Here is a 12,224-nt window from a genome sequence, read left to right as displayed (position 1 = left end):
GTAGACCCGCGCATCGCCGTAGACCCACGCATCGCCGGAGACCCGCGCATTGCCGTAGACCCACGCATCGCCGGAGACCCACGCATCGCCGGAGACCCGCGCATTGCCGTAGACCCACGCATCGCCGGAGACCCACGCATCGCCGGAGACCTGCGAAAGATTTTCCTCTTTCTCGATCCAACCGCCAACATCGCCAGCCATAACACCAGCCGCAGCGATTGTGACGAGTGCGCGGATTTGCCGTAGCGTTATGCCCAAGACGATTTTCGTCTCGCCAGTGAACTCGTATTTCTTGGTCATGCCGCTTTCCTTTCCTGACGACGCTCGGCCAGCCACACTTCAAGAGCGCGGGACGCTTCCTTCGGGTCGGTGATCGAGAACCAACCAAGGGCGAATTGCGCGAAGGCGTTGCGCTCGGCGACGGTAAGGTCAGCCGCGCGGCATTCGGCGTTGATGCCGAAGGCGCCGCTCACTTCACCCACTCCGCCAGACCGGCCTCGACCTTGAGCGAAGCGGTTTCGACGTCGCACTGGCGACGAATGCGCGAAACCTGACCCATCGCGTCGTGCGGGGAAATCTCGCCAGCCTTCATGCGGTCCAGAACTTCGCCCTGACGAGCGCGGAAGATCGCCTCGCGATTTTCGATGAAAGCCGTGAGAGCCTTCGCCTTCCGCATATGGAGCGGACCGCGCTGCTTGGGCTGAGGGTCGTAGAGTGCCACTTGCTTTCCTCCATCTGGCCCGCTTCTTCGCTTTCGGATCGGCGGGGTGATGGGGGATGTTTAGACGATCTAAACGATATTGGCAATGGAAAAGTTTAGCCCAACGAAACTTTTTTCACCGGGCGCGCAGAATCAATGAGTTGATGGCGATACCGATTCGCGCATCATCCTTGTTCGCAGCAATGTAGGAAATGAGAAATTCGGGATTCTAATCGTTCACGCGGTCGAAGGCCCGCCCCGCGCTTTGCAGCCACCAGAATCCAATCGCGCCGCAAATGAACACGGCGACCTTGCCCAATTCGGTCGTTGCCCGATCGAGCGAGAAGAAGAACAGGAAGATCATGCCTATCAGGATGGGCGTGAAGAAAGCGGTCGTCGCGGCCGTCAGCCGGCGAATGCTGCGCCTGGCATCGGCAAGCTCGTCCTGCAATGCTCTGATCTCGGCATCATCGGCCATTCAGGCGCTCTTTCGCTCCGGTGCGGCTCCATTATCCTTTGGGGACTCTGCCGCGATCCTTATGGCGTCCTCACGGAGCCGGCGAAGTGCCATAGCGTCATCCGGATGCATCAGCAATTCATGCGGCCTGATATTGAGATAAGCCGCCAGCTCGTTGATCGCATCGCGGGTATATTGCTGCTCGCCGCGAATCATCAAGCTGACACGGGCCTTGTTCCAATCAAGATCGCGGGCAATGTCGGCCTGCTTCTTGCGGAGCGTCGAAAGCCACTCCTTGAGATACCAATCATGAGCGGGGGCAGCCATCCAGAAAGGATAATCTCCGCGCGCAGAAAAGTCGTTTCGTCCAGCTAAACGAAAGGGGTTGTGCAGGACGTTTAGATGGTCTAAACAAACCGTCATGACGCTTGAAACCTATCTTGCTCGCCCGGACGCCATGAACCTCACCGCGCTTAGCGCGGCGATCGGCGTTACCAAGGCGCGACTATCGCAAATTCGCAGTTCCGGTGTCTGGCCTCCGCACCTTGCGCTCAAGGCCGAGGCCGCGACGAACGGCATCATGGATGCCGGCGATCTATGCCCGGTTGTGGCCGAGGCGCGAAAGACCGCCGCATGACCTTCCTCGCCCGCCTGTTCGGTCGCAAGCCGAAGCCAACGCAGCCCATCGATCGCCGCGGCTGGTCCGAGGATTGGCAGGTGGGGGATCTCGCTCAGTGCATCAGCGACAAGTGGTACCGGCAATGGGCCGAGAATCCGAAGCGAGGTGACGTGTTGCGCGTGTGCGGGCTTGTTGAAGGGATCAGCACCACGGGCGAAGACATAATCTCCGCGCTGCAGTTTGAGAGCAAGCCTGCGAACCGCTCTTGGGCGGAAAATATGTTCCAAAAAATACGCCCCGCCGAGCAATGCTTCACCGAGGCGATGCGCAACCTTCTGCGCCAACCAGTTACCCCCACCGGGCTTTCCTCGGCCGACAGCGACGGCGGCATGACTTCCCCAACGCCCTCTATCCACTCGGCGAACCTTGTCGGGGCGCTTCATAACCGCGCCCTGGCATCTTTTTCCGTTTTTCCGCATCGCTCGTCACTTGGGGCGACCGACCCGCCTTCGCAAGCGCACAAAAAATAGCGTCCCGTAACAGGATTAACGGGCGCCGATCCGTTAATTTCGATTAACCACAGGGGTTTACCAGATGGACATATTTTCGGCATCGGTGACGCTCTACGCCGCCTTGACGACGGACTCTGCGCATGAGCGAGAATGCGCATGAAGAACTCTGACCTCTTCGCGCGCTCCAAATCGCGCTACGAGCAATGGGACGCCACTGCCCAGCGCAACGCCGACATCAAGCGTCGTTACGGTGCAGGCCAGCCGGTCGAGCAGATCGCGCTTCATTACAGCCTGTCGCCCAATTTCGTGCAACGGATCGTGGGGGCGTTCGAGTGATGCGAGGACGCAAACCCAAATACTTCCCCAAGCCGGCGCCCACCAAGATCGGCAAGCGGATCGCGCTCATGGACTGCATCCTGCACCGCGATCGCTTCACTGAGGCCGACATTGAAAGCCTCGCGCGCGGGTTCGGGGAGACGTTCGATACCGTGCGCGTCATGGTCGAGGCAGAACTTGCACGGCGGGAGGCGCGTCGTGGGGCTGCTTGATGGAGCGATATTTCCCGAACATGAAAAACTGAACGAGATTATGTTCCAGCCGGGCGCCTTGCTTCGGCTGAGCGCTGAAATTGATGCACGCCGCATTTGTGACCTATGGCCCCGAGATACCCGTAAGCGCTCCAAGGCGTTTGCCGAGCAGCCCCGCAAGAACTGGCGAGGCGTTCCTCCGATCTACCGATTCTTGGCAAGTATTGACTTCGGCGGCCCGGATGAATGCTGGCCTTGGATGCGCGCTCGTAGTGTCGAAGGTTACGGCACGATATTCGTCAATGGACGGCTTATTAAGGCCACGCATATATCTCTCGAACTTGAGGGAATGTCGAGGCCGAGCCCTGAATATGGCGCGCTTCATTCTTGCGATAACCCTCCCTGTTGCAACCCCGCACATCTCCGCTGGGGGTCGCACTCAGCCAATATGAAAGACATGGTGCAGCGCGGCCGACTAAGCAGCGCTGGCCTGATTGCTTCGCATGAACGCGCCCGCAAAAGAACCCATTGCCGTCGAGGATTGCATATCCTGCCTCCATCAAGCCGACAGGATGGAAAGCGCGTCTGCCGCATTTGCGAAAAGGAGCGTCGTCGTGTTCGCGCATCTTGAAAGCGATCTATACGCCCCACCCGAATTTTTCATCGAGCCGGAGGACCGCAATCCCGCCAGCGAGGATGTGCGCCAGCGTCATGTCGTCGCCGCCTGCCGCCGCCTGGGCCTGTTCGTCGCGCATATCCCGCAGTCGGGCAAGCGCAGCGATTATGAGCGGACCAAGCTGCATCGCAACGGGGCCATAGCCGGAATACCAGACCTGCTGATCGCCTTCCCGGGCGGCGTCTATTTCGCAGAAATGAAGGATGGCAAGGGAACGCCGTCGCGCGCGCAGATCGATGTCATGAATGGCCTTGTGCGGCGCAATATCCCGTGCGGGGTGCATCGGTCGTGGGAAACGGTCGAGCAGCGGTTGGCCGAGGTCGGAGCGCCAGTTGGCAAGCGCCAATTCAATGACGAGCCGATCGAATATGCTGCAAAGCGTGTTGTCCTGCGCCTGATCGAACTCGAAACAAACCCTGCCGAGCGCAAGGCCAAGATCATGATCGCGCGCGAGGAAGGCGTGATCTCGGATGATGAAACCGCGGATATGATCCGGCGATATGCGCTGGTGTTCGCGTGAGCAGTTCGCCCGCCCGTCTTCCCTCCGCGGAATTTGAGCAGCTCGTCAAGGCGGCTAAGGACAGGCACAACCTGTCTGACATTATCGGCCGCCATACGACGCTTAAGGCCCGTGGCCGAAGCGAGAAGGTCGGGCTCTGCCCGTTCCATAATGAACGGACGCCAAGTTTCGAGGTCAATGACTCGAATGGGCAATATTACTGCCACGGCTGCGGCAAAAGCGGCGATGCTATCACCTTCTTGATGGAAGGCGAGGGCATGACGTTTCGCCAAGCCTATGAAGCCCTCGCTGGCGATGAATTCCCGGTTATCAGTGAAGAGGAGCGCGCCCGTCGCAAAGCGGAAGACGAAGAAAAAATGGCGGAGCGTATCGCCGTCGCCAAGGAGATTTGGGCAGCATCGATACCACCGAAAGGAACGCCTGCAGAAGTATATCTGCGGTCGCGCGGCATCGTCATGGACCTGCCTGAAACCGTCCGCTTTGCGATGACGCCCCGCTGGCGCAATGCTGAAACTGGCGAGGTAGGCCGCGACATTCCGGCGGTCGTTTTCGCGATGCAGGATAACAGCGACGATATTGTCGGTGTCCAATGCGTTTTCCTGGAAGATGGCGGGCGCCGGAAATATGAGCGGACGCGAGCGGACGGAACAAAGGCGAAGGCCAAACTGACGTTCGGAAAGCTCGTTGGTTCGGCGATCCGCCTTGGCCCGGTCGCCGAGCAAATCGTCTATTGCGAGGGGCCTGAGGACGGTCTGACGCTGGCGCAGTTGCTGCCGCATATGTCGGTATGGGTTTCGTGCGGAACCGCCGTCATGCCGCGCATGATTTTTCCGCGGGCAGTCCAGTCTCTCATTCTTGCCGGTGACAATAATATCGCGGGGAGAAAAGCCGTAGTCGCAGCGCGCATCGTTCACAGCAGCCAGGGGCTAAAGGTCGAAGAAGTGTTTCCGGATCCCCCTTTCAAGGACTGGAATGATCAGTTGATGGGGGTGCGGTCGTGATGGCTGATAATGTCGAGCCAATTTTGAAGAAATTCACCAATGCTGTTGAGCGCGGCGGGCGCTCGATCCAGGTCCGTCCGGACGCACTTCATATTATCGCGACCGATGCCGAACGCGCGCTTATCGCGTCCGGTGCGCCGCTGTTCGTCCGCGGCGGCATCGTCAAGCCTGTCCTCGATGAAATGCCGGCAGCGCATGGTCGAAAGACCAAGGTCGCGCGGTTGTGCGAAGTCGATGCGGACTGCCTCACTGATCACATGTCGCGCGCGGCGAGCTGGATGAAATTCAATGCCCGCAAGAACGATTGGGTTCCTACCGATCCGCCGCGCAATGTCGCGCAGACGGTTCTCAGCCGCGATGGTGAATGGGAATTCCAGAGGCTCGCCGGGGTTATCACAACGCCGACCCTGAGGCCCGATGGCACCATTCTGTCAGAAGCCGGATATGACGAGGCGACGCAGCTTCTTTTGCTTGAGCCCCCGTCGCTGCCACCGATTCCGGATAAGCCGACCCGCGATGATGGGCTGCGAGCCATTGAAACGCTCGGGATGCTTCTTGAGGGTTTCCCCTTCGCGAATGAGGCAAGCCGGTCGGCGGCATTTTCCGCTTTGATCACTACGGTTGTTCGCGGGGCTCTATCGGCCGTGCCTATGCACGCCACGACGGCGCCGGTTGCCGGGTCCGGCAAGAGCTATATCATCGACGTTTCAGCCGGTCTTGGCCTTGGCGATTATGCGCCGGTCATCACGGCGGGCCGCACCGAAGAGGAGACGGAGAAGCGCCTTGTGTCGGCGCTGCTGAACGGACAAGCCGTCATCTCTATTGACAATGTGAACGGAGAGCTTGGCGGAGATTTGCTCTGCCAGATGATCGAACGCCCGATCGTTTCCGTCCGCCCGCTTGGATCATCGAAACTCGTCAAGGTCGAAAACCGCGCCTGCGTCTTCGCGACGGGCAACAATATCCGCCTCGTCGGCGACATGACGCGCCGCGTCATCCTATGCACCCTCGACCCAAAGACCGAACGGCCAGAGCTGCGGCAATTCAAATCCGACCCGTTCGCGCTGGTGATGGCGAACCGCGGCAAGTTCATCGCGGCGGCTCTGACCGTCTGCCGCTCTTATGCCGTCGCCGGCTATCCGAACCAGTGCCGCCCGCTGGCATCATTCGAAGACTGGAGCAAGGTCGTGCGATCCGCCCTCGTCTGGCTCGGTCTTGTCGACCCAGCGGAGACGATGGAGCAGGCCCGCGCGGATGACCCGGAAACCGCCTCCCTACGTTCCCTTCTCCGCGCCTGGCGCAACGAATTCATTGGAGAATATGTCACCACTGGACGGGCGATCGAGCGATCGAAGGACAATTACAACGGTCAGTATACCGCGCCCGATTTGCACCACGCCATGCAGGGCGTTGCCGAAACGAAGGGCGTGCTGTCCGCGATCAGGCTTGGCAAGTTTTTGGCGAGCAAAAAAGGAAGAATTATCGATGGCTTACGCTTCGTAGATTCCGAGGACAGCCACTCGAAACAGAAGGTTTGGTCCGTTGAAGAGGTATGAAATCTTGCGGGAGATGCGGGAGGTTGCGGGGAGTGTTTCAGCCCCCGCGCGGAATTTGGCAGCCAAATCGCGTGGGGTAGGGGAATCTTTACCCGCATCTACCCGCATCTCCCGCAAAGGATAGGATAATGAAAAAGGCTATTGAACGAGGACCAATCATTCTTCGATTGGCTGGCAAAGGACTGTCTAATGTCCAGATCGCCAAGGAGCTTGGCTTAAGCCGTGACCGAGTCTTGGCTTGCAAGCGGGAGTATCGCGCATTTCTCGCCAAGGGGGATCAATCATGACCGGTCGCGTCGGAAAGCCTACCGCCTACAAGGGCGTCAACTTTCGTTCGCGCCTTGAAGCGCGGTGGGCTGCCATGGGCGCACCGTTCATGATCGTCAATGATGTTTCCAGAGCATCGATCAGCTTCAATACCCAAGCCATAGGCCACCTGTACGATCATCGTGATGGTGACGATGATAATGCGCTGCTCTTTGCTCCCGGCAAGAAGCGCCACGGTCTTGAATATGATTTTGCCGGGGAGTTTGGTTCTTGGTCTGGATGGCTGACCGGCGCCTATGACGGCAATGCGTTGTTTGAAGCAACGCTCCTCGATAGCGCGGAAGTCTTCTCGCTTTGGTCTCGCGCGGGAAACGCGATCCAGTGGAAGCCGAAATCCCCATGACCGTCCAGAAACTCCACCTCGACCTGATCGACTTCCGCCGCGGCAAGATCACGCTCGACGATCTGCGCGCCCTGTTCCCGACGTGGAAGGTGGACAAGGAATACGCGAAGGCCTGTGTCGCGATCGCCAAGGCATCACCCCTCAAGACCGGAGCCAGTGCATGAACAAGGGCCGCCCTCCTGCTACCCGTGCTCGCGTCCTGACCTATTGGCGCAAGCATGGGCCTGTGCCTGTTCGCCAGGTCTGCCGTGCGCTTGGAACGGAGCGGTCATGGACGCGCCGGACGCTGAAAATGCTTGCCAGCCGCGGCGAGATATTTTTGCCCCCGTCCCAAGCATGATTTTATGCTGTAACTGGCCTGCCCATGACTGCGGGCCGTCCAAGCACCTATTCGGAAGAATTCTGCGATATGGTCGTCGAAACGATGGGCACTGGCCTGTCGCTCACGGCGTTCGCTGGCGGGATAGGCCAGCTACTGTACTATCACGCGCTGGTGAGTGCCTACTGGGGCGTCAAGGTGGACGCGCTGCTTCTAGCGGCTCCCCAATTGCCTCCGCTGATCCTTGAAAGCATCGCCTTGGCAACCGCGCCAGTGCGCTTCCTCAAGCGAGATGCGGATGACCACCTCAGCGGATTGGTGCCTCGCTATGGCTGAGGTTGGCCGCCCCTCCGACTATGATCCGAAGTTCGCCGATCAGGCTCGCAAGCTGTGCGAGCTCGGTGCGACCGACATCGAATTGGCCGATTTTTTCGAGGTCAACGTGTCGACGATATACCGCTGGCGTAATCAGCATTCGGAATTTTGCGAGGCGGCCAAGGTAGGAAAGGCTGCCTGCGACGACCGCGTCGAGCGCAGCCTTTACCAGCGGGCGGTCGGTTACACCTTCGAGAGCGAGAAGGTTTTCCAGTTCCAAGGGCAGATCGTCCGCGCAGATACCCGCGAGCATGTGCCGCCTGACGCCAGCGCGGCCCTCAACTGGCTCAAGAACCGCCGCAGCGACGATTGGCGAGACAAGCGCGAGGTTGAGCATAGCGGCGGAATCGAGACGACCACCAAGGAGCAGCGTGACGCCGCGGTGGCAGCAGCGACGAGGGCCGATACTTGACCGCCGCCCATGCCCTCACCGCCGAGGATTACGCCTTCTCGCGCCTGATCTCCTATGCCGCCTATCAGTGGCCGAGCTATCAGGACGCGCCGCACCATCGTCTGATCGCTCGTCACCTCGAAATGGTCGAGCGCGGCGAGATCACTCGGCTGATGATCACCATGCCGCCCCGCCACGGCAAATCAATGCTGGCGAGCGAGTTTTTTCCGGCGTGGTATATGGGACGCAACCCTGACCACTACGTCGTCACCGCGACCTATGCGCAGGAACTGGCGGACGACTTCGGGCGCAAGGTCAAGAACCAGATCGAGGACGAAAGCTTTCAGGCGATATTCCCCGGCGTTGGGCTGGCCGATGACAGCAAAAGCGCCAAGCGTTTCCATATCGAGGGCGCGAGCGGGGGCTATGAGCACACGACGAAGCAGCGGGGGGCGTTTTATGCGGTCGGCGTAGGTGGGCCGCTGACGGGGCGCGGCGCCCACCTGCTGCTGATCGATGACCCGGTGAAGAACCGCGAAGATGCCGAATCTGAGGTGATCCGCAAGAAAACCAAGGATTGGTACACATCGACGGCCTACACTCGCCTCATGCCTGGCGGGCGCATCGTCATCATTCAAACCCGTTGGCACGAAGATGACCTGTCGGGATGGCTGCAAAGCGATCATGGCCACGAAAATTGGACCATCCTCAATCTCCCGGCGATCGACGACGACGGCAATGCGCTGTGGCCTGAGCAATACCCTGTCGAGGCGCTGGAACGCATCAAGCGCGCGCTTCCACCGCGGGATTGGTCGGCTCTCTACCAGCAGCGTCCCGCCCCTGAGACGGGCGATTATTTCAAGTCCGACTGGCTTATCCCGGTCGATCATATCCCGCCGCGCGACCAGCTCGCCGTCTATGGCGCGTCTGACTATGCCGTGACCGCGAACGGCGGCGATTACACCGTTCATGTCGTCGTCGGTGTGGACAGCGAGGGCAAGCTCTATCTGCTCGACCTGTGGCGCGAACAGGCGGCGTCGAATGTCTGGGTCGACAGTTTCTGCGCGTTGGTGCGCAAATGGCATCCGATCGGCTGGGCAGAGGAAACCGGACAAATCAAGAGCGGCGTCGGCCCGTTCCTCATCAAGCAGATGGTCGAGACGGGAAGCTACACCGCGCGCGAGCAATTCCCGACGCGCGGCGACAAGGCCATTCGTGCGCAGTCGATCCGCGGCCGCATGGCGCTCCAAGGTCTGCGCTATCCCCGCAACGCGCCGTGGTTCACGGATCTCAAGAACGAGATGATGAGCTTTCCGGTCGGGGTGCATGACGATCAGGTCGATGCGCTCGGCCTCGTCGGCCAACTGCTCGATCGCATGATGATGGGCGACCGTCCGAAAGAGGAACGCAAGATTCCCGCCGCCGCCCCGCGCGTGGTTGCTGACGGCGTTATCGCTCCCCCGCTCAGGATGAAACGATGACCGACGAAGACGAAACCTTCGAGGGCGAAACAAAGTCGTCGAAAGCGATCCTGACGGCCATTCGCAAGGCTGAGGACACGTTTCGCGAGTGGCAGACGACGTGCCAGGTCATCGATGAGATTTACAGCCTCGAAGGCGACACGCTGCGCTCGTTCGTCGATGGCTATGACTGGCGCGACAGCGAGCTTGACCTGTTCTGGTCGTCGTTCGAGGTGATGAAACCGGCGATCTATGCCCGACCGCCGCAGCCCGTCGTCTCGCCGCTGTTCAAGGACGGAAAGCCGGTCAACACGACGACGGCCGAACTGCTCGAACGATGCGCCATTTCGGTGTTCAAGCGCACCAACATCAACGACATCATGACGCACACCCGCGACGACCTGCTTTTCGCGGGCCGCGGCGCACTGTGGGTCCGGCATGAGGTCGAGGACGAAGGCCACGAGATTTGCGTCGAGCACAAGGACCGGCTCGATTTTCTTCACGAGCCCGCGCGCAAATGGTGCGAGGTTGGATGGGTAGCGGCGGCATCGTGGATGACGAAGCGCGAGATGCGCAAGCGTTTCAGCAAGGCCAGCGGCGATGCATATCAGGGCGCGAGCTTCACCAAGCGGCGCGACCGCGAAGATTATGAGGCGGAATCGCGCGCGAACACGCCCAAGGCCAAGGTCTGGGAGGTCTGGCACAAAGCCGAGGGTAAGGTATTCTGGGTCACGGAAGGCGTTGATGTTTACCTCGACAGCGGGGAGCCGCACCTCAAGCTTAACGGCTTCTTCCCGTGCCCGCGCCCGGCCTATGCTACGCTCCGCCGCCGCAGCCTGATTCCCGTTCCCGATTGGGAGCGCTACTCCGTCCATTTCAGCAAGATCAGCGAACTGACGCGGCGCATCTACTCGCTGCTCGACAAGGTTCGCATGAAGGGCCTGATCCCCGCCGGCGGTGACGTTGGCGATGCGGTCGAGCAACTCATTCGCTCGGACGTGGACGATAGCATGTTGGTACCCGTCCCGCAGGCAGCGATGATGCAGGACGCCACCGGTTTCGTGCAATGGCTCCCGCTCAACGAACTGGCGCAGGCCATTCAGGGGCTTATCGAAGCGCGCGCAACACTGATCCAGAACTTCTACGAACTGTCCGGCATCTCCGACATCATGCGCGGCGCAACCGATGCTGACGAGACGCTCGGCGCCCAGCAGCTCAAGTCGCAATATGGCTCTGTCCGGGTTCGCGAGAAAAGCACTGAATTGCAGCGCGTGGCCGCCGATGCTGTGGCGATCGCGGCGGAGATCATCGCCGAGAAATTCCCGCAGCAGCAAATGCTCGACATGTCGCAGATGGAAATTCCGACCAAGGCGAGCATCGAAAAGCGCATCAAGGAGGTCGAGAAAGCCGCCGAAGCCGAGATCAAGGCGATGGCGGACAAGGTGCGCGAGAACGCCGCCCAGATGGACCCGCAGCAGGCTCAGCAGGCCGTGCAGCAGGCTCAGCAGCAGATTCTCGCGAAATACGGCCCGATGCTGCAAGAGGCGCAGAACCAGGTGCCGATCGAAGATGTCGTCGCGCTGCTTCGCGATGACCGCGCGCGCAATTTCATCTTCGAGATCGAGAGCAGCAGCACGATCCTGACCGATGAATTGCAGGAAAAGCAGTCGCGTAACGAATTCCTGTCGCAATTCTCGGCGGCATCGCAATCGCTGATGGGGCTCGCCAGCATGGGCGAAAGCGGCGCAAAGCTCGCCGGCGCCATGATGAAGTTCGTGCTCGCACCATATCGTGCGGGCCGCGATCTCGACGGGGCGATCGAGGAATTCATCGACCAGGCGCCGCAGATGGCAGCCGCGGCCGCGCAGGGACAGGGTGATAGTCAAGAGCTGATCGCCGCGCAGAACAAGCTCGCCGAGGCCGAGCAGATGAAGGCGCAGGCCGCGATGGAGAAGGTGCAGGCCGATTCTGCCGCGAAGGAAGCGGAATCGCAGCGCAAGATCATGGAGATGCAGGTCAAGGCCGCGGAATCGCAGCGCAAGGCCGACATGGAACTCGAAAAGCTACGCCAGCAGGCGGAGAACAACGCCGTCGCTGCCGAAAAGGCGCAGGCCGAGATCGACAAGCTGCGCGCGGACACGATCAAGGCGCTATCCGACGCCGGGGTCGCGATCAACAATCAGGCGCTCGACGAATTCAAGAGCCTCAAAGAGATCGAATTCCGCGCCGCGGACCAGAGCATGGGCGCGCAGCAGCAGCAAATCGACAATGAGCGCGCCGATGCCGAACTCGAAGGCATGGACGACGACGCAGGCGAGATGGACGACGCCGAGGAAGGCGCGCCTGTCCTTACCGAAGTCGAGACGGGCGGCATTGCCGTGACGCTTACCGAAGGTGCGACCCCCGTCATCATCGAGCACCTTCCCACACCATAGGAGCAC

At 60.3% G+C, this 12,224-nt stretch carries 19 protein-coding genes; 14 read left to right on the top strand and 5 right to left on the bottom strand.

The features are described from left to right. The 5 genes from STE01S_RS18285 to STE01S_RS18270 all read right to left on the bottom strand — a co-directional run. Positions 1–300: hypothetical protein (locus STE01S_RS18285; protein WP_218017007.1), on the bottom strand; the 300-nt coding region annotated here is incomplete at its 3' end. Next, positions 297–473, bottom strand: coding sequence for a hypothetical protein (locus tag STE01S_RS20550; protein WP_162928344.1), 177 nt, complete (start codon positions 471–473; stop codon positions 297–299). The genes STE01S_RS20550 and STE01S_RS18285, both read right to left, overlap by 4 nt. Then, positions 470–721: a hypothetical protein gene (locus STE01S_RS18280; RefSeq protein ID WP_162928343.1), complete on the bottom strand. Its 252-nt coding sequence runs from the start codon at positions 719–721 to the stop codon at positions 470–472. The genes STE01S_RS20550 and STE01S_RS18280 overlap by 4 nt, the downstream gene beginning before the upstream one ends. A gap of 208 nt (positions 722–929) precedes the next feature. After that, positions 930–1,178, bottom strand: coding sequence for a hypothetical protein (locus tag STE01S_RS18275; RefSeq protein WP_062770463.1), 249 nt, complete (start codon positions 1,176–1,178; stop codon positions 930–932). Further along, positions 1,179–1,580 (bottom strand): helix-turn-helix domain-containing protein, encoded by a 402-nt coding sequence (locus tag STE01S_RS18270; RefSeq protein WP_162928342.1) that lies wholly within the window; start codon positions 1,578–1,580, stop codon positions 1,179–1,181. Between STE01S_RS18270 and STE01S_RS18265 the strand changes: the two genes are divergently transcribed. The 14 genes from STE01S_RS18265 to STE01S_RS18210 all read left to right on the top strand — a co-directional run bounded on the left by STE01S_RS18265 (position 1,579) and on the right by STE01S_RS18210 (position 12,218). Continuing rightward, a complete protein-coding gene (locus tag STE01S_RS18265; protein WP_062770457.1) occupies positions 1,579–1,794 on the top strand; it encodes a hypothetical protein in 216 nt (71 codons plus the stop codon). The two genes, STE01S_RS18270 and STE01S_RS18265, sit on opposite strands and share 2 nt — an antisense overlap. Further along, entirely contained in the window at positions 1,791–2,306 is a 516-nt protein-coding gene (locus STE01S_RS18260; RefSeq protein ID WP_062770454.1) for a hypothetical protein, read from the top strand. Before STE01S_RS18265 ends, STE01S_RS18260 begins: the two co-directional genes overlap by 4 nt. A 138-nt stretch (positions 2,307–2,444) precedes the next feature. Continuing rightward, positions 2,445–2,624 carry a hypothetical protein gene (locus STE01S_RS18255; RefSeq protein ID WP_162928341.1) on the top strand — a complete coding sequence of 60 codons (180 nt, stop codon included), beginning with the start codon at positions 2,445–2,447 and terminating at the stop codon, positions 2,622–2,624. Beyond that, complete coding sequence (locus tag STE01S_RS18250) at positions 2,624–2,836, top strand: hypothetical protein (RefSeq protein ID WP_062770448.1); 213 nt, start codon at positions 2,624–2,626, stop codon at positions 2,834–2,836. Before STE01S_RS18255 ends, STE01S_RS18250 begins: the two co-directional genes overlap by 1 nt. 593 nt (positions 2,837–3,429) lie before the next feature. Next, entirely contained in the window at positions 3,430–4,011 is a 582-nt protein-coding gene (locus tag STE01S_RS18245; protein ID WP_162928340.1) for a PDDEXK family nuclease, read from the top strand. Further along, a complete protein-coding gene (locus STE01S_RS18240; RefSeq protein WP_162928339.1) occupies positions 4,008–5,012 on the top strand; it encodes a CHC2 zinc finger domain-containing protein in 1,005 nt (334 codons plus the stop codon). The genes STE01S_RS18245 and STE01S_RS18240 overlap by 4 nt, the downstream gene beginning before the upstream one ends. Beyond that, positions 5,012–6,568, top strand: a complete 1,557-nt coding sequence (locus STE01S_RS18235; RefSeq protein ID WP_062770439.1) for a hypothetical protein — start codon at positions 5,012–5,014, stop codon at positions 6,566–6,568. The genes STE01S_RS18240 and STE01S_RS18235 overlap by 1 nt, the downstream gene beginning before the upstream one ends. A 128-nt stretch (positions 6,569–6,696) precedes the next feature. Further along, positions 6,697–6,855, top strand: a complete 159-nt coding sequence (locus tag STE01S_RS20545; protein WP_162928338.1) for a hypothetical protein — start codon at positions 6,697–6,699, stop codon at positions 6,853–6,855. Further along, positions 6,852–7,238, top strand: coding sequence for a hypothetical protein (locus tag STE01S_RS18230; RefSeq protein ID WP_062770437.1), 387 nt, complete (start codon positions 6,852–6,854; stop codon positions 7,236–7,238). Before STE01S_RS20545 ends, STE01S_RS18230 begins: the two co-directional genes overlap by 4 nt. Next, the gene (locus STE01S_RS20540; protein ID WP_162928337.1) at positions 7,235–7,402 is read left to right on the top strand and encodes a hypothetical protein; all 168 of its coding nucleotides are present in this window, start codon (positions 7,235–7,237) and stop codon (positions 7,400–7,402) included. The genes STE01S_RS18230 and STE01S_RS20540 overlap by 4 nt, the downstream gene beginning before the upstream one ends. A gap of 200 nt (positions 7,403–7,602) precedes the next feature. After that, positions 7,603–7,893, top strand: a complete 291-nt coding sequence (locus STE01S_RS18225) for a hypothetical protein (RefSeq protein ID WP_062770434.1) — start codon at positions 7,603–7,605, stop codon at positions 7,891–7,893. Beyond that, complete coding sequence (locus STE01S_RS18220; RefSeq protein ID WP_174531852.1) at positions 7,856–8,344, top strand: helix-turn-helix domain-containing protein; 489 nt, start codon at positions 7,856–7,858, stop codon at positions 8,342–8,344. Before STE01S_RS18225 ends, STE01S_RS18220 begins: the two co-directional genes overlap by 38 nt. Further along, positions 8,341–9,804, top strand: a complete 1,464-nt coding sequence (terL, locus tag STE01S_RS18215) for a phage terminase large subunit (protein WP_062770431.1) — start codon at positions 8,341–8,343, stop codon at positions 9,802–9,804. The genes STE01S_RS18220 and terL overlap by 4 nt, the downstream gene beginning before the upstream one ends. Next, on the top strand, positions 9,801–12,218 hold the full coding sequence (locus tag STE01S_RS18210) for a hypothetical protein (RefSeq protein WP_062770428.1): 2,418 nt from the start codon (positions 9,801–9,803) through the stop codon (positions 12,216–12,218). Before terL ends, STE01S_RS18210 begins: the two co-directional genes overlap by 4 nt. Positions 12,219–12,224: the final 6 nt, after the last annotated feature.

Source organism: Sphingopyxis terrae subsp. terrae NBRC 15098, assembly GCF_001598815.1.
GTDB lineage: Bacteria > Pseudomonadota > Alphaproteobacteria > Sphingomonadales > Sphingomonadaceae > Sphingopyxis > Sphingopyxis terrae.
The sequence above is the reverse complement of the archived record's forward strand: the minus strand, read 5'-3'. Positions and strand labels throughout refer to the sequence as shown.